The following is a 20,515-nucleotide window of genomic DNA, read 5'->3' on the forward strand; positions in this document are numbered from 1 at the left end:
TATTATCTCAAAACGTACAAAAGCAGGGGCTGTTAAAAAACGGCCCCCGTCTTTTGTGCTGACTTTATAACTTTTTATTTTACAGTTACTTTAAATTTTGCTGTCATGCCGCTGCATTTCACAGTGATAACTACTGTACCTTTCTTAACGCCTTTTACAACGCCCTTGGAAGTTACAGTTGCAACGCCTTTGTTGCTGCTTGTGTAAGTAACTTTTCCAGTTGGAACTGCACTTACTTTGATGGTAGTTGTTTTGCCTCTGTTGATTGTTGCTGCTGTTCTTGAAAGTTTCAGAGATGCATTTTTAACAGATACCGTTACTACCTTTTTCAGCTTTCCTACCTGAACTGTGATCTTAACGGTTCCGGCTTTTTTCGCTCTTACAACACCTTTGGAATCTACGGTTGCAATGTTCTTGTTGCTGCTTGTAAATTTCGCAGTTCCGGAAACACCGCTCTTGGTCACTGCGATTGTTGTAGAAGTCTGACCTTTTGTATAAATAGTTGTTTTTGCTGCTTTTGCTGCAATGCTCGGATTCTTAACAGTTACTTTGCAGGTGATCTTTGCTTTTCCGGCTGTAGCTGTGATTACTGCTGTACCTGCTTTCTTTGCTGTTACAACACCTTTGGAGCTTACAGTTGCAACGCTCTTGTTGCTTGTTGCATATTTTACTGTTCCACCGATTGCAGATGTTGCTTTCAGTGTATAGGAAGCAGGTGTTCCTCCAACATAAACTGTGACAGCTGTTTTGTTGATGGACATTGCATTCTTGACAGTTACTTTGTAAGTTGCTGTTTTTCCATTCAGAGTAGCAGTGATGTTTGCTGTACCTGCTGCTTTGGCTGTTACAACACCCTTGGAGTCTACAGTTGCAACTTTTGTATTGCTGGATTTCCATGTTACAGTTCCTGCCAGGTTGGTTGTTACCTTGAGGGTTGTAGATGTTTTATCCTGAGTATAAAGTGTTCCTGAAGCAGCGTTAAGTTTGAACTCAGCTTTTACAAGTGAATCAATTGCTTCTCTCAGATGTGTAATCTGCTCATCAACGCCATTCTGTGTCTGTTTGTCAATATTTGCAAGCATTTCTTCGCACTCTTCAAGTTCGTTTGCAACATTTACCCAGCTTGCCGGAGTATAGTCGCTTTCTTTCAGTGCTTTTGCTTCTGCAATCACTGCCTCAAGTGCAGTTGTATCCACTTCTTCTTTTGCTGGTTTTACAATATTTGCATCTGTTGCCTGGAACTGTACAGTAAAGTCTTCGTATCCAAGAGCATATACGGTCAGTGTCCAGTATCCTGTTCCGTCGTATCCTTCTGGAAGCTGGCAGCGCAGGGATTTTGTAAGGCCAAGCTGAATACCCATAGATTTGTGCATCCAGTTATCTGCTGCAAATTTTGTTCCGTAAGTCTGAAGTGCATTTGTGCAAGTGCTGTCGTTTCCATAGTATGTCCATTTAACAGCCTGCATTGCAGCACCAAGATCTCCATATCCATCTCCTGTAAGGTCAACTCTCAGGAACTCACCATAGTTGCCACTTGCTTCTTTTACAGTTGTGGTAATATTTTCTGCTTTTTTGAGGGCTGCATCTTTAACACCTGAATCTGTTCCATTTGCTCTTGCGCTGAAGCTGAATGTACCATCTTCATTCTTTGTAGCTGTCTTAAGACCATTTGTATTTGCCGTAACATCTGCTGTCAGATTATAAGACCGAAGATTAACTTCTCCGTATCCACCAACCAGTGTTCCATCATTTTCTACTACTGTATAAGCCTTTTTGAAATCTTCATAATCCGAAGTTTTTACTTTAACCGGTACATATTTCAGACCGCTTACTTCATAGTCAAGCATTTCATCTGTTGTACCATCTTCAAATGTAAGAGTTCCCCTGCTATATGTAGCTTTTGTTCCGTCTGTGAATACAACTGTTGTCTGTCCTTCCCAGTAAGAAACGGCATAAGAACCTTTCTCACCTTTAATAATTGCAATTGTCTGGAAGCTTCCTCTGTGAAGACCGTGGTTTGTAGTTGCTCTTGTTACAGTATCAAACGCTCCAAGGTCTGCCTCACCTCTTGTATCTTTGTCTGCTGAAGCAGTTGCATCACCTGCTGCATATACACCTTCTGCTGCCCAGTACTGAGCCCAGGTAAGTCCTGCATATACATATTTATATTCTGCAACTTCATAATCGAACGCAAAATCATCATATCCGCTGGAAGTTACAACAAATTTAGTTCCGTTTGTTACTTCAATACCTGTAAGATCCAGTGTTCCGTCTTCTTTGACGATCACTTTTGAACCTTTTCCGGTGGCCTGATAAGTCTTATCTCCTACTGTTACAGCAGTGATTGTCTTGATGTAAGCTGTCAGCTGCTCTTCTGTAGAGCCTTCTGCCGGTACAAGTTTACTGTTTTCAGCATCGTAAGCTGCCGGTACAGCTGCCTCTTTTGCATAGAAAGAAGCCTGGATCGGTGCATATTCGCCATTTTCATCGCTGATAACCAGAGTATGGGAACCTGCTGCCAGTGTTCCGGTTGTGATCTTGCCATCTGCATATGCAACTTCTGTTCCGTCAACAGTATATTTTGCTGCAAAACCTTCCGGAAGAGTGCCATCCAGAGTGACTGCTGCTTCTGTATCTGTTGTATGAATGTTTGCAACTGTTGCTTTTACGCCTGTTTTTGTCAGAACCTTTTCATCATTAACATCAAATGTGATGATTCCCTTGTCAGTGTAATAAGTAACACTGTCAATGGTTTTTCCCATCATGGATTTATAATGTTCAGATGATGTCGGGCATCCATGAACACTTGTAGTAAAACCTGTGCACCATGCCAGTTCATAGCCTTTCCAGATATTTTCCAGATGACGCATACCGTACTCTGTACCATCTGTTGTATTAACCGTTGCACCATAGATTTTATCCGTGCTTGTACTGATCAGGGAAGAGAAGGTTTCATTATTGATCTTCAGCTGATAATCTCCATATTTGCTCTGTGTTTTCAGTTCTGCTGTTGCTTCAACTGTTTTCTCCTGTGCACCCTTAACATCACTGAAGGTAAAGCTTCCATCTTCATTTACTGTCAGTTCTTTATAATAACCCGGAACTTCTGACAGTACATAATAAGAGTAGGAAGCATTCTCGATCAGAGAATCTTTTCCTGTATAAGTATTGCTTGCTGTCTGTCCTTTGTTTGTGACTGTGATCGTTACGAAATCATCGTCTGTCACCTTTTTCTGATCCTTCAGAAGTGCAAGATCACTTACTTTAACAGGGAAGGTGACACCTGCCAGATTTGTTCCTTCTACATCTGTATGATAAGCTGAATTTCCATTCATCATACCCGCTGTTCTGGATTTGTTCAATGTGGCAGAGGTAAATGCATCGACTTTGACATCGTTATTCTTTAATTCTGCCTTATAGAAATCGTCATAAGGAATGTTCATGAGAACGTATGCTTCGCCTGTTGTCTGGTCATCGCCTGCCTGATCAGAAAACTCGTCCTCTGTTACCTCGGAGCTGAACAGATCTTCCTCAGAATCAGTTTCTGCTGTGTTTGCATCCTCATCTTCTACCACATCTACATCTGCAGTATCATCAGCAACTTCTTCTGTATCTACCTCTACTTCTGCCTCAGTCTCCGCATCCGGTGTTTCTTCTACTTCTACAGCATCTGAAACTACATCACTGTCTGAAAAATCAGCCGCCATTGCAACTGTCGGCATACTTGTCATTGCCATAGCTGCACTGAGCACTACCGGAGCTACTTTCTTTAACAATTTCTGATTTGCCATCTTCTTCCTCCTCTTTCTTTTCGTTAGGTATTTCTAACCATTATTTTATACCACAAACCTATATTCCTGTCTATATTTCAGTTAGAATTTTCTAACCTGCGAATTGACTTTTTTTCTCATTTAACATCTTATTGATAATTCTTTTTCAATAAAAGTATAACAAAATACACCTGTTATACCAGGTAAACATTCCCGATACAGCAGGTGCATATTATTTGTCATTTATTCAGTTTTACTTTTGTGGTCCCTTCTGCCGAACTGTCTCTCAGTCTCTCAAAAGCTTCTTTGCTTTCTTTCCACGCTTTCGGTGTGCCGCCGATGATCGAGCAGCCTTCGTGGAGTGTGATCGGACTTCCGTCGATCTGTGTGATCACGCCGCCGGCTTCTTCCAGGATCACGGATGCCGCCGCATAATCGTATGGCTGGAGTTTCAGTTCCAGATAAACCGTATTGCTTCCAGATGCCGCACGGCAGAGTCCCAATGCCGCTGAACCGCCACAACGGATGGAAAGGCTGTTCTGGAACATATCTTTGACCACACGGAACAGCCAGTCGATTCCGGCTTCGTTGTATCTTGCACAGCCGAACTCCACGATTCCCTCCGTGACGGATTTATCCGCAAGCTGGATTCGTTTGCCATTAAGGTAACTTCCCTTGCCGCGGATCGCAATATACATATCATTAATGTACGGATGATAGACAAAACCAGCGACCATCTGATCCTTATGTGCAAGCCCGACAGAAATACAGCTGTGATGATAATCAAACATAAAATTCGTCGTGCCATCGATTGGATCAATATAAAAGGTAAACTCGCCATCTGCCTGTGCACCGGCATTTCCCTCGGTATCTTCTTCTCCGAAGAAAGCTGCTCCCGGAAGGATCTCGCTGAATCCTTTGATCAGGAACCTCTGGATCTCCATATCGTAATCGGTGCAGAAGTTCGCAAGCCCCTCTTTCTGATGGATCATTGCATCGGATGGTCTGGCCTTGACCATCTTTTTGCCGGCTTCGCGGATCAGACGCTCGATCGCACGGTATCTGGAATCCATTCGTTCCTTCGGATCTTCTTTGATCTCAGGTGTGGCATTTTCTCCCATTGCTTCTGAAACAGAGCGGTCCATGGATGGATTCTCCGTCATTGCATATGTGCCGGAAGATTTCTGCTCCTCATCCGCGGATCTCCATGGTGTCACATCCCAGCCGCCAAATCTGCGAATCGCACTCTCAATCTTTCTGCGGCTTCTGTCAAATCCCCAGTACCAGATTCCACCGAGAAGTCCGCCCACTGTATTAAAGAACAGGTCTGCAAGCTGGAAGGTTCCCAGTTTGAAAAACAACTGACAGAACTCGATGCCGAGCGAAAACAGGAAACTGATCTTGAAACTTAAGATCAGGACATCCTGAATACTTTTTTCCTTATAATGGTCTCTTTCTTCCTGTGCCCAGAACAAAAGGACGATGAACGGAAGAAACAGGATCAGGTTTTCAAAATTCTCTGTGTAAAGCTCTCCATTATTATGTAAACTCCAGATGCCGAGCACATGATCCAGAGGATTTCCCCAGATTGTTCGGCACAAAAGTGTCCGAAACAGCATCATACTTACATAAAATACCAGGAAAAAATGTTTCCTGAACCAGCCGCTTGTGCGGAACTGACGGATCCATGCCCGAACCACTGGACCGGCTCCCTGTTTCCTGCCAAGCATATAGACGCACATGACAAGTGCCGCCAGCAGAAGGGATGCTCCCGCTGTCTGGTAGAGTGCTGCCAGAACATCTGCGATGATTTTTACAACATATTCCATAGTCTGTCTCCTCATTTCGTGCGGTGAATATCCGCCGCACCAGTCAGTTCATAATAAAAAATATACTGCTGCATGATTCCCCGAAGTCCGTGATATCTGCGGTTCGGGAATCCTCTTTTGTAGTGTATGTCCAGAACCTGGCGGATATGTGTGTCGATCGGGAATGCATCCATGTGGTGAAGTGCAAACAGACAGATGCAGTCAGCAACCTTCTCTCCCACGCCGCTGAGTTTCATCAATTCCTGTCTTGCCCTGCGATAATAACACATGCGGTAAAGTTTCTCCAGCGAGACCTCTCCGCTCAGAATACTTCGTGTCGTTTCCACCAGATATTTCGCGCGATAGCCCATTCCGAGTGCCCGGAGTTCTTCCTCCGTCGCCGTTCCCAGCTGTTCCGCTGTCGGGAAAGTCCAGTATTCCACGCCTTCCTCGGAATATTTCTGCTCACCGTATCGTTTACATAATCTGTCAATGCATCCACGGATCCTGGAAATATTATTCTGCTGTGAGATCAGAAACGTAATGATCATCTCCCACAGATCCTGACGCAAGATCCGGATGCCGCTCCCGCACTCTGCCGCCGCACTCAGGTAATGGTCACGTGGATTGATCTTCTCGATATAGCCTGCATAATCCGCATCAATATCAAAGTACGGAACCCAGTAACAGAGAAATTCCACATCACTGCAATGAAAAGTTACGATCGTCCCTTCCTGTGTAAGTTTGAGATACTGATCTCCTGCGATCAGTTCATACGTGTTTTCTTCTGTCTCTCTCATCCGGAAACACTGACCGGACTGACAGATCTGTTTCAGGCTGAAATTATCCAGCTCTACTGTAATCATATTTTTCTCCGTCCCCTACATCTGATGCCGAACTACTCTGTATTCATCTCCATTGCGATAATACGGGCATTCTTTATATTCTGTGCTGATAAAACGGTAATACTCGTCCTCGTCCAGATTTACATCGCAGTAATAACTTTCACTTTCTTCGTCATATACATAATTCGCGCAGTAATCGCAGCTTGTTGCTTTCATCTGTTATTTCCTCTTTTCTATTCCCAGATCTTCCACGGTGCATTTCCGCTCTGCCAGAGACTTTCCAGAAGATTTTTTTCACGAAGGGTGTCCATGCACTGCCAGAAGCCCTTGTGGCGGTAGGCATTTAACTGTCCCATGCGGGCAGCCTCTGCCAGAGGATATTTCTCAAACACAGTATCATCCCCTTCGATCAGATCCATGATCGAAGGCTCCAGGACCATGAATCCGGCATTGATCCAACCGCCGTCTTCTTTTTTCTTTTCTTTGAAGTTGGTGATCGTTCCATCGTTTTCAATATCAAGGATACCGAAACGTCCTCCCGGCTGTGCCGCTGTGATCGTCGCCATTTTGCCGTGGGAGCGGTGATACTCGAGAAGTTCTTTGATGTTGACATCAGCCACGCCATCCCCGTAGGTCAGCATGAACGTATTTCCATCGAGATATTCCTTCACACGTTTGATACGTCCGCCGGTCATGGTATTGAGTCCTGTATCGACCAGGGTGACTTTCCACGGTTCCAGGACATTGTTGTGCACGATCATCTTATTTTCCTGGGTAAAATCAAAAGTGATGTTGCTGTTGTGAAGATAATAGTCTGCAAACCATTCTTTGATCACATGCTGTTTGTATCCACAGCAGATAACAAATTCATTAAATCCATAAGCAGAATACATTTTCATAATATGCCAGAGGATCGGCTTCTCCCCGATCTCGATCATCGGCTTCGGCTTCAGATGGCTCTCCTCGCTGATACGGGTACCAAAACCGCCTGCTAAAATTACAACTTTCATATTTATTCTCCAATCCGTTTTATCTGTTTTGCGTATGATATCCTATATTCTAATACAATCCCCGCAAAAAAGAAAGCATTCCTCCTGACATTTATAAGTAAAAAACCGCCTTCTCACATCCCTGGTCTCAGGAATACAAGAAGACGGTTTGAGGATTTTTATTTTATCGAGGTGCAGATTATTTTGCTGCGGCTTTCACTGCCTTTGCTGCTTTTTCTTCCTCCCACAGTTTGTCTGCTACAGGAGCCCATTCTTCTGCATAATGTACGCATTTACTGCAGAGATGTTCCGGTGTTTCCTGGGACTGGAGGTCTGTGGAATGTGCGCCGGATTCCTTGACGATACGCTGCAGGATCTCCGGGTTCTCCAGCATCGGGCATGGACGGAGCATGTTGTCATTGAATGGCTGGTTGTCATGGTAAGCCATGAACAGCGGCTGTTTCAGGATCTCGAGAATTGTATTCTCGTGAATATTTCCATTAGAGTAATGAATAAATACGCATGGTTCTGCATCACCGTTTGCATTAATATGGAAGTAGTTTCTTCCACCTGCGATACATCCTCCTACGAATTCACCATCGTTCTGGAAGTCCATGGTAAAGATTCCAGGGCCGTGTTCCATATTACGGATCTCTCTTACACGATTCTTCACATAAACACGCTGTTCCGGATTCAGAAGCAGATCAACGGAAGCTGCGTTTCCAACCGGCATATAGTGGAAATACAGAGCGTAACGGCATCCTTTGTCGATGAGCATCTGGATGAACTCTTCACTGGTAACGCTCTTGTAGTTTGCGCTTGTGTAGCAGATAGAGGTACCAAATACAAGTCCGTGCTCTTTGAGCAGGTCCATCGCATGCATAACTTTGTTGTATACACCGTTTCCACGACGCATGTCGTTTACGTCCGGCTCACCCTCTACGCTTAAGCCCAGGAACAGGTTTCCGACTTCCTGCATCTGTTTGCAGAGTGCTTCGTCAACCAGTGTACCGTTGGTATATGCAAAGAAGACACAGTCGTTATGTTTTCTGCAAAGTTCGATGATATCTTTCTTTCTTACCATCGGCTCTCCGCCTGTCATCATGTAGAAATAAACGCCCAGTTCTTTACCCTGTGTTACGATAGAATCCATATCCTCAAAAGAAAGATTCAGTTTATTTCCGTATTCTGCTGCCCAGCATCCTGTACAATGCAGGTTACATGCGCTGGTCGGGTCCATCAGGATGATCCACGGAATGTTGCAGTTATGGATCTTTCTCATCTCACGGATGGTTTTGGTTCCATTGTAAAGAGCCTCAAATCCAAGATTCATCAGTGTGGTCTTGAGTACATTCGGGTGGAGATCCTTTACGATCGATGTCACGTAACGGTTCAGTGTGTATTCCGGATTACAGGCAACTCGTCTCAGATAATCCCAGTTTACTCCTGTCTGAAAATCTTTCATATGTTTCTCTGCAGTGTCAATGATCTTTTCGTATGCTTCCTCCGGGTTCTTGTTTACCTGTCCAAGTGCATAATCAACTACTCCTGAAAAAACGGTCTTGGCAGCTGCATGTGTAAGCTTATTCATTACAATTTCCTCCTCTGTTCCATCTTCCCTATTACTTTATCCGATTTACTGGATCCGCATTCCTCAAAATGGAAGAAAGCCCTCAGGTGCTTGTTATTTTTTATTTCTTATATTATATTCGCGGATTCTTTCCTTTTTCAATGGACAAAAAGAGGTCGATGGTAAATTATCTTACCACCGACCTGATCTGTAAGGTATTGTATTTTCTTTGTTATTCTACGTAATAAACATAAGAAGCTTTTCTTGGTGCGGCCTTCGGAGCATCACCGTCTGCATAACCGAGGATGCAATGTCCGATTCCTTCATAATCACCCTCGATTCCAAGAGATCTGAGGAGTTCTTTGCCTTCTTCACTCTCGAATTCTTCTTTGGCTCTGTGGATCCAGCAGCTTCCGATTCCCTGTGCTTCTGCTTCCAGCATCAGATTTCCCATAACGAGGCTTCCGTCATAAATGTATGTCGGACGTGCCTTGTCAGCCAGCACGATCAGAACGACCGGTGCGCCGTAGAACGGATCGATCTCAACTCCCATGATCTTTGCATTCATGGCAGAAAGTTTATCGCGGAGCTCCTTGTTTGTCACAGCAATGATGATCGGGGACTGTTTACCCATTCCTGTTGCCGCGTAGGTTCCTGCTTCGATGATCTTCTCAAGTTTGTCCTGCGGGATCATGTCGCTTTTGTATTTGCGGATGCTTCTTCTGCTTTTGATCGTTTCAAGTACGTCACTCATGTTTTTTACCTCCTATTTCTTACTGCGGTATGCTTCTGCTTCCCAGTGTGTAATGAAATATGTAATGTCATCTGTCATCTGCAGTGCTCCGCCAAAGCTCTCTGCATATACTGCAAGTTTGGTGGCATCTTTGACCAGGAGCTGTGCTTTTGCAGCTTTTCCCTTGTCATCTTCCATGATAAAGCCGCCAACGCCCTGTACCAGAATGAGGCGTGGTTCTTTGTCATTCTCTTTCATAAATGCGTCCAGTGCTTCTTTTGCCTGATCGATATTCTCTACAAATAACGGATATGGTCCGCAGTACACAATATGATCCGGAGTAAATGGTTTCAGAAGCGGTGCTGCTGATGCTTTGTCCTTTACGAAATTGTCCATTTCTGCTGCCGGCACAACTTCCACCGCATGTCCCAGTAATTCGGAAAGTTTCTGCGCAGCCTGCTCTTTCTCCGGTGTGACAGCTTCGCTTACGTCAGCGGTTCTTTTAACCTGTTTCTCTAACTTACTGATGACGCCGTCAAATAAAACGCCAATCTCCTCCACAGTATCTGCCGCAACAAAAATGCCGTGATTCTGAAGCAGAAGAACCTGAACATCCTTTCCGGTTTCTTCTTTGTAGGCGTTCATTTTCTCGTAACAGATGCGTGCAAGTGTATATCCCGGTTTGCAGATATCGATCCAGAGAACATCTTTGCCCAGAAGTTCCTCGCAAAGTGCCTGTGCGCCCTTTCCGCAGGTCAGGCCGTTGACAAGAGTCGGGTGAACATGCAGTACATAAGTATAGGCAAATAAATTGTGGAGCAGTGCTTCTACGCTTGGACGTTTGGTCTTGTCATCGTCTGTCACCGCCGCCATGACATCAGCAAGGTATGCAGATTCACGTTTCACGTCATCGGACGGATACTCTGTTTTCATGATTTCATTCAGGCGTGCTCTGCTCATCTCAACAAATTCTTCTGCCTTGATTGTGGCAAGCTGTGTGCCTGAGCCCTTAACATAAAGTGTTGTGTCATCCTTGACAGAAGTATTTCCCCCACCAGCCAGAACATAAGCCGGATTACTTCCGTATGTGTTGGACATTTTTACTAAAGTTGAAAGATCCATAATTGAAATTCCTCCGTTTTTTTATCATTATAATAGGTTTTTGCTAATACCATATCTGCTATCTATCATAGCACATAAACAGACTTTCTGGGATGTTATTTTACAGATTATTCATAGAATTTTCTACTAATCATCCAAACTTACAGATTCTTAAGTGTTTCAAATGGAATCGTTCCGCCAAACAGATCCAGGGCACTTCCGACGGTCACATCAAGTCTGCCTTTGCCGTGAAGCTTCAAAAGTTTGATGTCCTGCATGCTTCCTACACCACCGGCATAGGTGATCGGGCGTTTCTGGTATGCGGAAAGGAGGTCCGCGAGTTCTGTCTCGATGCCGTTTGCCTTGCCTTCTACATCTACTGCATGAACGAGGAATTCATCGCAATGGCTTCCGAGTTCTTCCATCACTTCGAGGGTTACCGGTACGTCGGTAAATTTCTGCCAGCGGTCTGTGACGATGAAGTACTGGTTGTCTTTTTTGCGGCAGCTGAGATCAAGTACGAGATGTTCTCTGCCTGCTGCCTGTTCCATCCTGGCGAGGTTTTCCCAGGAAAGTCTGCCGTCCTTAAAAACATAGGAGGTGACGATCACATGGCTTGCTCCGGCGTTCAGATAGTCCTGCGCGTTTTCCGGGCAGACACCGCCTCCGATCTGGAGCCCTCCCGGATATGCCCTGAGAGCCTTAAGTGCCTGGTTTCTGGTGGCTTCGTAGTATTCAGAATCTTTTCCATTCAGAAGGATGACATGTCCGCCTTTCAGTCCGGCGTTTTTGTATAATTCTGCATAAAAAGTCGCATCCTGTCCGGATACGAAGTTTTCTTTTGCCTGGTCTCCGGCATCCTTGAGGCTGCCGCCTACGATCTGTTTTACTTTTCCATTATGTATGTCGATGCATGGACGAAATTTCATAGTCTGTTTCTCCCTTCAATATAAAACCCCCGGATTCTGATAGGTCCAGGGGTTTTGCATGATCCTGTTCAGGTTTTCCTGAGGATATCATAATATGGTTTTCTGTTTCATGCAAGCGTTTTTACTTTATCATGCTAAATTATTAAAACCGATATAAGATCTTATCGTCCCTCTACTGCATTTCCAACGGCATCGCCGACATCTTCCACCGCGTCACCCACGCCGTCGCCGAGATCTTTGACTCCGTTTCCGAGTGCACCTGATACTGTATCGTCGTTGTTGTCTGCATTATTATTCATATTTTCTGTATTGTTTTCTGCTGTTCCGGCTCCGTTTTCTGTCACGGTTCCGTTATCCCCGGTTCCTTCTGACATCGTATCGCCATTGTCTATCGCAGCATCGTCTGCACCAGAGTTTGCGTCTGCATTGTTTCCATTGACATTGTCGTTTGCCGTAGTATCATCCGCATTATCGCCCATCATATCATTTTCTTCCGTCACAGTTCCGGTCTCATCGGCTGCATTATTATTGTTTCCACAGGCAGTCAGCATTCCAAGCGTCATGATAAGCAATGTACCTGTCAGGATCCCTTTGAATTTTTTCATTGTCATTCTCCTTTACCATGGATTTTATCTTGTGGTAATAATATGTACCGGATTTCGAGATCCTATTCTGGAAGAAACTGGAATTACATAAAAAGGCATGTGCCACAAAAGACACATGCCCATGAAATTTTAATCTTCTTTTACATAATTTGCACCGAGTTTTGCAGGTACGTTGAACTGTTTTCTACATACGGTCAGTACGATGACCAGAATGTACGGCAGTGCACTGAACAGCTCACTCGGAACAGAGGAAGTTCCCATCGCTCTGACGAAGATACCAAGTGCATCGGAAATACCAAAGATGATTCCAAAGATCAGCGCGCCGACCGGATTCCAGTTTCCGAGGAAACAGATACCGAATGCAATCCATCCACGTCCGCCGATGATCTCTGCATTGTACATGCCGACGTTGCACAGCGGATAGTAAGCTCCGGCGATACCGCCAAGGCATCCGGCTACTGCTACTGCAAGAAAACGTGTACGTGTTACATTGATACCGGCCGCATCTGCTGCCTCCGGGTTTTCACCACAGGATCTCATGGACAGACCAAGAGAAGTCTTGTATATCACAAAGAAAATGATCGGCACCAGAATATACGTAAAATAGGTTACCAGGTTCTGGGAAAAGATCGCCTGTCCAATGATCGAGATCTTACTCAGAAGCGGGATCTTGATCGTCTTGAGGATGTTTACCTTAAGCGGTACTGTCTGGATACCAAAGATCACACGGTAGAAAAATGTACAGCATCCTGTCACAAGGATCGCAACAGCAGTTCCCATTACGATCTGGTGCTGATGCATGTAAATCGTCGTCACGCCATAAAGCAGTGACACGATCAGTCCGCATACCATCGCAAGCAAAAATCCGATCAGAAGATTTCCGGAAAGATAAGCTCCGATAAATCCTCCCCACGCGCCAACGAGGAAAATACCCTCGATCGCCGTTACCATCATACCTGTACGTTCTGCCAGAACCTCACCTAATGCGCCCAGAACAAGAGGCGTACTCATAAAAATAGCTCTTGTAATCAAATTCACAAAAATCTGCATACTCAAACCTCTCCTTTCTGGATCTTCTGTTTCTTCATGCTTCTGACTTCCAGTTTCTTTCTTACAAAGAAGGACATCAGTACGAACAGCATTACGAAACCGAGCATTACATCAATAACACTTGCCGGCGCATCTGTAGAATGGCCAAGTGCAGTACCTCCGACCTGGAGAGTACCAAACAGCAGTGCCGCAAAGATGACACCGATCGGGTTGGCATTTGCCATGATCGCAATACCGATTCCATAAGAACCGATATCGGATTCCAGTCCGGTAAGAAGCATATGCTGCATGCCATTGATCTCAGTGAAACCTGCAAGACCTGCAACTGCGCCACTGATAAAGAAAGCCAGCATGCACTGTGTTTTCGGATTGATACCCGACATTGCCGCTGCATCCTGATTGAATCCCATAACACGGATACGATATCCCATGGAAGTACGGTACAGGATGAACCAGATCACGATCGCTGCTGCAACCGCGATCACGATACCAAGTGAAACAGAAGTTCCATTGATGATCTTTGGCAGCCATGCGGAATTATCAATGTAGTCTGTTTTTAAATATTCATGCTTTGACTCCTGGAGAACAGTTCTCAGAAGGAGCTGCATAACATAAGTAATAACATAGGTAGACATCATACTTACAAGGAACTCATTTGCATTGAATTTCGCTTTGAGGAATCCAATGATGAATCCTGTAAGACCGCCGCCGATCATACTTGCAAGGCAGGCAGTGATCAGAACGACCGGTCCTGGGACTTTGGTCTGGAGCTGCAGTGTCACTGCAACCGCACAGATACATCCAACATAAAACTGTCCCTGTGCACCGATGTTATAAAGGTTTGCTTTGTATGTAAAAGCGAATGCAAGACTGGTAAGGATCAGAGGTGTTGTCTTTACCAGGATATTTCCCATGGAAAATTTATCTGCAAACGTTTCTGAAAGCATGATCTTGAGAGATTCTACCGGATTTACACCAAGCAGCGGCAAAAATGCAAAACTGATCACCAGTCCAAGGATGATCGCCAGAACGGTCCACAGCAGAAGCTCTGCTACTTTTTTCTGTTGTTTCATGATTCTGCACCTTCTTTCTCAGGCTGTACACCAGCCATCAGCAATCCGATCTTTTCTGTTGTAAGTTCTCCGTTTTTGAAGATTCCCATGATCTTTCCTTTATAGAGAACCGCAATCCTGTCGGAAAGTGCAAAGATCTCTGAAAGTTCTGTCGAAACAAGAAGAACTGCTTTTCCCTTGTCTCTTTCCCCAAGGATCGTCTTATGTACATAGTTGATCGCACCAAGGTCAAGTCCACGGGTTGGCTGGTCAAAAATGATCAGCTTGTCACCCATATCAACTTCACGGGCAACGACCATCTTCTGCTGGTTACCACCGGAGAGGCTTCCTACCGTAACAGTGTGGTCCGGTGCTTTGATCGCATATTTTTTGATGCTGTCTTCTGTATAACGGTGAAGTGCTGACCAGCGGATCAGTCCGTGATTGACCCATTTGTTCAGGTAACTGGATTTGAGGAGCATGTTTTCGGACATGGACATCTCTGCAACCATTCCATAACGATAACGGTCTGCTGCCGCATATCCCATACCAAGTTTGATCCTGTCTTTGACAGATTCGTTTGTGACATCCTCTCCGTCCAGTTCGATCCTGCCGGATGTGATCGGGATTCCTCCGTAGATCGCCTCACAGAGTTCCTGCTGTCCATTGTCGGAAACTCCCGCAAATCCAAGAACTTCTCCCTCATGGATCTCAAAATTGATGTCTTCCAGAAGCGGTGTATGGCCCTTCGGCTTAATGCTTAAGTCTTTGACCGCAAGGCGTACTCTGCGATTGCTCATATCTTCGGTTCCTGGTTTTTCCAGGGTTTCCAGTTCATGACCGATCATCATATGTGCAAGTTCTGTTTCAGAAGTATCTGTCTTCTTTACAGTACCGCAGATGCTTCCGTTTCTCATAACAACGATCGTATCAGAAACCGCCATAACCTCACGCATCTTGTGCGTGATAAATACTACAGAATTGCCTTTCTCAACATAGCGGCGGACAAACTCCATCAGCGTATCGATCTCCTGAGGCGTAAGTACAGCAGTAGGCTCATCCATGATCAGGACTCTGGCATTGAGATAAAGCGCCTTGAGGATCTCAACTTTCTGCTGAGTTCCTACGGAAAGATTCTTTACATACTCTCCTGCCGGAACCTGAAATCCGTACTGCTCTGCAAGCGCCTGGATCTCTTTTTCTTTTTTCTTGATATCCAGCTTTCCCTTACAGTTTCCGAGAATGATATTCTCTGTAACTGTATGTGCCGGAACCAGTGAAAAATGCTGCTGGATCATGGAGATACCAGCGTCCATTGCTTCTTTTGGTGTTGCGATCTTGCGTTCTTTGCCGTCGATCCAGATCTCTCCGGATGTTGCGTGGTACAGGCCATACAAAATCTTCATGATCGTACTCTTACCGGCTCCATTCTCTCCCAGAAGAGCTACAACTTCGCCCTTGTGGATCGTGATGGAAACATCATCATTTGCCAGTACTTTGGCAAAGCGTTTGGTAATGTGTTTCAGTTCTATAACAGGCTCATTCATGATTTCGCCATCCCCTTTCCTTATAAAATTGACAGTGCCAAAAGGCACTGTCAATCTGGAAACTCATATTCTCATCAACGATTGTTATTCTGCTTCAGAGAAATACTGTGTGAAATCGATCTTGCCATCTGTGATATCCTGTGTTGCCTGCTCAACTGCACTCTTGCATTCATCTGAAACTGCATCTGTATAGATTGCTTCAAATACGCCTTCTGCTACGCCGACTTCCTGAGCACCTTTCAGTTCACCGGAAGCGATTCCTTCAACGATCCAAGGATAAACATTTGACCAGTTCATATTTACAGAAGCAACTACACAGTCGCTCTCGTCGTTCTTATTAGCTGCAAATGCAACGAATTTGGCACCTTTTTCTTCTGCAGACTGAACAGCACCGGATGCACCTTCGTTGGAATAGCAGAATACGGTATCAGCACCATTGTCGATCATCTGGTCTGTCATGGATTTGGTTACGGAAACGTCTGTCCATGTATTCAGGAAGGATCTGTTTGCCTCTGCACCTTCGATTCCTCTTTCTTCTGCAACTTCTTTGGCTGCGCCTTCGTATGTATCAAGAAGTTTGACCATTGCTGCATTGGACTCGCCGCCCTCTGTTGCAAATTTACCATTTTCTGTTGTGTATCCTGCGATGATACCTGCAAGATAGGAACCTTCATATTCTTTCGGGAATACAGGAACCATGTTGTCAGAATCGCTTGCTGTACCATTGATAACAGTGTATACAGTGTCCGGATACTGAGGTGCTACTGCTGCACTAGCCTCATCAAACTGGCTTCCTGCTGCCATTACCAGATCATAGCCTTTCTCGCCATATTCTGTAAAGGTGGATTCAAATTCTTCTACCGGAACGGATTCAACAACTTCGATGGAGGTGCCAAGCTCCTCGTCACATTCTTTCGCTCCTGCATTGTTGCTTGCATTCCAACTCTGGTCATCAATGCTTCCCGGAAGGATCAGAACGATCTTCATTCCTGCATAATCTGCATCGTCTGCCAGTACCGGAACTGTCATAGTTGCTGTGAATAATACTCCACAAAGTGCTGCTGCTAATGCTTTTTTCATATTGAATTTCCTCCTTTTTCCCTCAGTTCTCCGGCTGATGTGTCACTTTTCAGTAACTTTTTTTGTTTTTTATTTAATACACGACTTTTGATATAGTTACTATATCACAAAAATTTTGAGAGTTCAATAATATTTTTGTACAATTAGTCGAATAGTTTTTTGTCTACTTTTTTAGTTTTTCGACATTTTCAACAGGCCTGTTCAGTCAAAGTTACGCCAAATGCAAAAAGGCGCAAACACCATATGATGTTTACGCCTTTGTAAATTCGATTGTTCTTTGATTGATGAGGTCATAATAGCACAATATTTTTTTGATTGCAAGAACTTTTTTTAGTTTTTGGCATGTCAAAAAAGCGTCCTGATGTTATTTAGCCCTCGATCACGTCAGCCATATCATATCTTCCTGCCGGTTTGCCTGCGAGGAATTTGGCTGCCTCTACTGCGCCTTTGCCAAAAACAGCTTTGGAATATGCAGTGTGCTTGAATTCGATCACTTCATCCGGACCTGCGAAGATCACTTCGTGGTCACCTACGATAGTTCCGCCACGGACTGCGGAGATACCGATCTCCTTATCGTCACGCATCTCGCGCTTCTGGCTTCTGTCATAGACATAGTGATAATGGTTATCCATAGCTTCGTTAAGGCTGTCTGCAAGTGCCAGAGCTGTACCGCTCGGTGCATCTACTTTAAGACGGTGATGACGTTCTACGATCTCCATGTCAAATCCTACTGTTGCAAGAACTTTGGCAGCATCCTGAATCAGTTTGAGCAGGGTGTTGATGCCAAGGGACATATTTGCGGATTTGAGGACAGGGATCTTCTTTGCTGTCTCCTCTACTTTGGCAAGCTGTTCTTCAGAAAGTCCTGTTGTGCAGAGTACAACCGGAAGGTTACGCTCTACGCAGAAATCCAGCAGTGCATCTGCTGCCTTGGCTGAAGAAAAGTCGATCACTACATCTGCCTCTGTCTGACATGCTTTGATATCTGTGAATACCGGATATGTGGTGTTTCCTTTGTCTGCAATATCGATTCCGGCAACGATCTCTGCATTTGCATCCTTCGCAACCAGATCAGAGATTACCTGACCCATATGTCCACAGCATCCGTGCATAATAATTTTTACCATAATCTTAGTTTCCTCCGGGGTATCTTAAGCAAGTTTGATTCCAAAATTTTTCATTGCTTTGATCAGTGTTTCCTTGCTTGCTTCTTCCATCTCGCAAAGCGGCATACGAAGCGGTCCTACATTCATTCCCATAAGGTTCAGAGCAGTCTTGACCGGAATCGGGTTTACTTCGCAGAAAAGTGCATTGATCAGCGGGATCGCATCGATCTGGATCTTGGCAGCTCCTTTGGTGTCTCCCTCAAAGAATTTCATTACCATATCATGAGTTTCCTTCGGTGCAACGTTGGAAAGTACGGAGATAACACCCAGTCCGCCCAGTGAAAGGATCGGAAGTACCTGATCGTCGTTTCCGGAATACAGTTCCAGGTCTTCGCCAGCCAGCGAAACTGTCTTGGCGATCTGGGAAAGGTCTCCGCTTGCAGCCTTAAGACCTACGATGTTCTTGACATTCTTAACAAGAGTGGCAACAGTTGCCGGCTGAAGATTACATCCTGTACGGCTCGGAACGTTGTACATAATGATCGGTGTCTCCGGTACTGCGTTTGCTACTGCAGTATAGTGAGCGATGAGTCCCTTCTGAGTTGCCTTATTATAATAAGGAGTTACTACCAGCAGAGCGTCTGCTCCGTAGGATGCTGCTTCCTTGGACATCATGATCGCAGTTTCTGTGCAATTAGAACCTGTTCCTGCGATAACCGGAACACGTTTGTTTACTTTGTCAATTGCAAATTTGATAGTTTTGAGATGCTCTCCATGTGTCATGGTTGCAGACTCACCTGTGGTACCGCAGATGATGATCGCATCTGTGCTGTTGGCAATCTGATACTCGAGCAGTTCTTCCAGTTTGTCGTAGTTCACCTTTCCGTCTTCATACATAGGGGTAACGATCGCTACACCTGCACCTTTAAAAATTGCCATTTGAACTCCTCCTTTATTCTTCTGTAATTTAATATATTCTGATAATCTGCCGGATGCTCACTGCTGTTCGCAGGAGTGATGGACTTCCTCGGAATTCAGTGTGGTTATCGTATCCACATATGGCTTAAGTTCCTCCGGAAAATTCCAGCCGGTCATTACTATATGCATGGACTCGTCCTTCTGTTTCAGAATGTCTATAATGGCATCTACCGTGACGATCCCACGATCCAGAAGTCCCAGAATCTCATCAAGCAAAAGAAAATCGCATTCCTGTGTCACAACAACCTTGCGGGCAAAATTCAATCCGTTGAGGATATTGGATCTCTCCTCCGCTTTCTCTTCCTCAGTGAGCTGTTCATAACAGCAGTCCCTCTTTTCAAAACGGAAAATCTTGAAATCCAGATTGTCCAGATCCTCCAGAAAATCCAGTGAACGCTTCTCACATCCCTTCAGGAACTGGATAACGATCACACTCTTGCCCTGCACCGCTTCACGGATGCTCTGTCCGATCGCGAGTGCGGTCTTGCCCTTTCCGTTTCCACAGTATACTTCTGTTAATTCTCTTTCCATAACTACTTCCTCTTAACGTTGGTAAAACTAATCCTTGCATTAATGGTTTTATCTTACCTCAGTTCCGGCAAAAAAGCAAGCTGTATCTGTCCTCCGGACGTTTCCCAGATATTTCCTAATCTACGTACTCCAACTTGCTCACGGATACTTCATACGCTATGCGCTTCTCGGACTGATTCTCACCGATACGCTTCATATATTCCCTGCTCTGGATCCTGCCCCACAGAAGTACATGTCCGCCTACTGCAAACGCCGAAGCATATCGCGCATTTCTGCCCCAGCAGATGCATGGTATGTAATCTGATTTTCCGTAAGGCCGGTTCACTGCCAGCAGGATATCTGCAATTTCTCTTCCAAGAGGAGTCTTGCGGTAAACCGGCGGTTTGCATATAAAGCCATCCATAAAGATCTGGTTGACCGGAACATTTTCATCGTCCTCCTCCACAAACTTCACTTCACGCGCAAAGACAGAGAGCACCAGTCGATTGTGCTTCTCCTCATGGCGGTTATAGGAACGAAACTGTCCATGGATTTCAATATACTCTCCTATATAATCCTGTGTGACATCGATCAGACGCTCTGACACCATGACCGGGATCCTGTCCTCAGAATCACTCAGACGCTTGACGATCAGCTCCATTGTATAAAAGCCCTCGCCAAACACCAGATGACTGAATGTAAAGCCTGTATCAATTTTTCCCATGATCGATACCTGATTGTTTTCAATGATTTTGTCTGCCATAAATAGTTCTCCTTCCTCTTTGGGTATTTTGTTTTTTATAGAACTATGAATATGAAGGCTTATGCAGATTTAGAACTAC

Annotated in this window: 18 protein-coding genes; all 18 read right to left on the reverse strand. The window is 44.8% G+C overall.

The window, feature by feature from the left end:
• Positions 1–74: 74 nt before the first annotated feature.
• On the reverse strand, positions 75–3,791 hold the full coding sequence (locus tag WMO75_RS01495; RefSeq protein WP_349077506.1) for a penicillin-binding Tp47 domain C-containing protein: 3,717 nt from the start codon (positions 3,789–3,791) through the stop codon (positions 75–77).
• Between the two features lie 218 nt (positions 3,792–4,009).
• Entirely contained in the window at positions 4,010–5,599 is a 1,590-nt protein-coding gene (locus WMO75_RS01500) for an inositol monophosphatase family protein (protein WP_349077508.1), read from the reverse strand.
• Between the two features lie 11 nt (positions 5,600–5,610).
• Positions 5,611–6,444: a DNA-3-methyladenine glycosylase family protein gene (locus tag WMO75_RS01505; protein ID WP_022214065.1), complete on the reverse strand. Its 834-nt coding sequence runs from the start codon at positions 6,442–6,444 to the stop codon at positions 5,611–5,613.
• Positions 6,445–6,459: 15 nt separating this feature from the next.
• Positions 6,460–6,639 carry a DUF6472 family protein gene (locus WMO75_RS01510; RefSeq protein ID WP_022214066.1) on the reverse strand — a complete coding sequence of 60 codons (180 nt, stop codon included), beginning with the start codon at positions 6,637–6,639 and terminating at the stop codon, positions 6,460–6,462.
• A 17-nt stretch (positions 6,640–6,656) separates the two neighbouring features.
• Positions 6,657–7,433, reverse strand: coding sequence for a glucose-1-phosphate cytidylyltransferase (rfbF, locus tag WMO75_RS01515; protein WP_022214067.1), 777 nt, complete (start codon positions 7,431–7,433; stop codon positions 6,657–6,659).
• Between the two features lie 178 nt (positions 7,434–7,611).
• On the reverse strand, positions 7,612–9,003 hold the full coding sequence (locus WMO75_RS01520; protein WP_291581720.1) for a radical SAM protein: 1,392 nt from the start codon (positions 9,001–9,003) through the stop codon (positions 7,612–7,614).
• 211 nt (positions 9,004–9,214) lie between these two features.
• Positions 9,215–9,736, reverse strand: coding sequence for a nitroreductase (locus WMO75_RS01525; protein WP_022214069.1), 522 nt, complete (start codon positions 9,734–9,736; stop codon positions 9,215–9,217).
• 12 nt (positions 9,737–9,748) lie between these two features.
• Positions 9,749–10,837 (reverse strand): class II aldolase/adducin family protein, encoded by a 1,089-nt coding sequence (locus WMO75_RS01530; protein WP_349077510.1) that lies wholly within the window; start codon positions 10,835–10,837, stop codon positions 9,749–9,751.
• Between the two features lie 140 nt (positions 10,838–10,977).
• On the reverse strand, positions 10,978–11,745 hold the full coding sequence (hisA, locus tag WMO75_RS01535; RefSeq protein ID WP_022214071.1) for a phosphoribosylformimino-5-aminoimidazole carboxamide ribotide isomerase: 768 nt from the start codon (positions 11,743–11,745) through the stop codon (positions 10,978–10,980).
• A gap of 161 nt (positions 11,746–11,906) precedes the next feature.
• Positions 11,907–12,350, reverse strand: coding sequence for a hypothetical protein (locus WMO75_RS01540; protein ID WP_022214072.1), 444 nt, complete (start codon positions 12,348–12,350; stop codon positions 11,907–11,909).
• Between the two features lie 129 nt (positions 12,351–12,479).
• A complete protein-coding gene (locus WMO75_RS01545) occupies positions 12,480–13,400 on the reverse strand; it encodes an ABC transporter permease (protein ID WP_022214073.1) in 921 nt (306 codons plus the stop codon).
• Positions 13,401–13,402: 2 nt separating this feature from the next.
• Entirely contained in the window at positions 13,403–14,473 is a 1,071-nt protein-coding gene (locus WMO75_RS01550) for an ABC transporter permease (RefSeq protein WP_022214074.1), read from the reverse strand.
• Positions 14,470–15,999, reverse strand: coding sequence for an ABC transporter ATP-binding protein (locus WMO75_RS01555; RefSeq protein WP_022214075.1), 1,530 nt, complete (start codon positions 15,997–15,999; stop codon positions 14,470–14,472). Before WMO75_RS01555 ends, WMO75_RS01550 begins: the two co-directional genes overlap by 4 nt.
• An 84-nt stretch (positions 16,000–16,083) precedes the next feature.
• On the reverse strand, positions 16,084–17,079 hold the full coding sequence (locus WMO75_RS01560) for a BMP family protein (RefSeq protein WP_022214076.1): 996 nt from the start codon (positions 17,077–17,079) through the stop codon (positions 16,084–16,086).
• Positions 17,080–17,447: 368 nt separating this feature from the next.
• Positions 17,448–18,206 carry a 4-hydroxy-tetrahydrodipicolinate reductase gene (dapB, locus tag WMO75_RS01565; RefSeq protein ID WP_118698462.1) on the reverse strand — a complete coding sequence of 253 codons (759 nt, stop codon included), beginning with the start codon at positions 18,204–18,206 and terminating at the stop codon, positions 17,448–17,450.
• Positions 18,207–18,230: 24 nt separating this feature from the next.
• Complete coding sequence (gene dapA, locus WMO75_RS01570; protein ID WP_022214078.1) at positions 18,231–19,124, reverse strand: 4-hydroxy-tetrahydrodipicolinate synthase; 894 nt, start codon at positions 19,122–19,124, stop codon at positions 18,231–18,233.
• Positions 19,125–19,181: 57 nt separating this feature from the next.
• On the reverse strand, positions 19,182–19,694 hold the full coding sequence (locus WMO75_RS01575) for a cob(I)yrinic acid a,c-diamide adenosyltransferase (RefSeq protein ID WP_022214079.1): 513 nt from the start codon (positions 19,692–19,694) through the stop codon (positions 19,182–19,184).
• A gap of 115 nt (positions 19,695–19,809) precedes the next feature.
• Positions 19,810–20,436: a single-stranded DNA-binding protein gene (locus WMO75_RS01580; protein ID WP_022214080.1), complete on the reverse strand. Its 627-nt coding sequence runs from the start codon at positions 20,434–20,436 to the stop codon at positions 19,810–19,812.
• Between the last annotated feature and the right edge of the window lie 79 nt (positions 20,437–20,515).

Origin of the sequence: Blautia intestinihominis, from assembly GCF_040096655.1 — a bacterium.
GTDB lineage: Bacteria > Bacillota > Clostridia > Lachnospirales > Lachnospiraceae > Blautia_A > Blautia_A intestinihominis.

Excerpts from the sequence above, each read along its gene's own strand:
- WMO75_RS01495 (WP_349077506.1), bottom strand. The coding sequence starts at position 3,791 with ATGGCAAATCAGAAATTGTTAAAGAAAGTAGCTCCGGTAGTGCTCAGT.
- WMO75_RS01500 (WP_349077508.1), bottom strand. The coding sequence starts at position 5,599 with ATGGAATATGTTGTAAAAATCATCGCAGATGTTCTGGCAGCACTCTAC.
- WMO75_RS01505 (WP_022214065.1), bottom strand. The coding sequence starts at position 6,444 with ATGATTACAGTAGAGCTGGATAATTTCAGCCTGAAACAGATCTGTCAG.
- WMO75_RS01510 (WP_022214066.1), bottom strand. The coding sequence starts at position 6,639 with ATGAAAGCAACAAGCTGCGATTACTGCGCGAATTATGTATATGACGAA.
- rfbF (WP_022214067.1), bottom strand. The coding sequence starts at position 7,433 with ATGAAAGTTGTAATTTTAGCAGGCGGTTTTGGTACCCGTATCAGCGAG.
- WMO75_RS01520 (WP_291581720.1), bottom strand. The coding sequence starts at position 9,003 with ATGAATAAGCTTACACATGCAGCTGCCAAGACCGTTTTTTCAGGAGTA.
- WMO75_RS01525 (WP_022214069.1), bottom strand. The coding sequence starts at position 9,736 with ATGAGTGACGTACTTGAAACGATCAAAAGCAGAAGAAGCATCCGCAAA.
- WMO75_RS01530 (WP_349077510.1), bottom strand. The coding sequence starts at position 10,837 with ATGGATCTTTCAACTTTAGTAAAAATGTCCAACACATACGGAAGTAAT.
- hisA (WP_022214071.1), bottom strand. The coding sequence starts at position 11,745 with ATGAAATTTCGTCCATGCATCGACATACATAATGGAAAAGTAAAACAG.
- WMO75_RS01540 (WP_022214072.1), bottom strand. The coding sequence starts at position 12,350 with ATGAAAAAATTCAAAGGGATCCTGACAGGTACATTGCTTATCATGACG.
- WMO75_RS01545 (WP_022214073.1), bottom strand. The coding sequence starts at position 13,400 with ATGCAGATTTTTGTGAATTTGATTACAAGAGCTATTTTTATGAGTACG.
- WMO75_RS01550 (WP_022214074.1), bottom strand. The coding sequence starts at position 14,473 with ATGAAACAACAGAAAAAAGTAGCAGAGCTTCTGCTGTGGACCGTTCTG.
- WMO75_RS01555 (WP_022214075.1), bottom strand. The coding sequence starts at position 15,999 with ATGAATGAGCCTGTTATAGAACTGAAACACATTACCAAACGCTTTGCC.
- WMO75_RS01560 (WP_022214076.1), bottom strand. The coding sequence starts at position 17,079 with ATGAAAAAAGCATTAGCAGCAGCACTTTGTGGAGTATTATTCACAGCA.
- dapB (WP_118698462.1), bottom strand. The coding sequence starts at position 18,206 with ATGGTAAAAATTATTATGCACGGATGCTGTGGACATATGGGTCAGGTA.
- dapA (WP_022214078.1), bottom strand. The coding sequence starts at position 19,124 with ATGGCAATTTTTAAAGGTGCAGGTGTAGCGATCGTTACCCCTATGTAT.
- WMO75_RS01575 (WP_022214079.1), bottom strand. The coding sequence starts at position 19,694 with ATGGAAAGAGAATTAACAGAAGTATACTGTGGAAACGGAAAGGGCAAG.
- WMO75_RS01580 (WP_022214080.1), bottom strand. The coding sequence starts at position 20,436 with ATGGCAGACAAAATCATTGAAAACAATCAGGTATCGATCATGGGAAAA.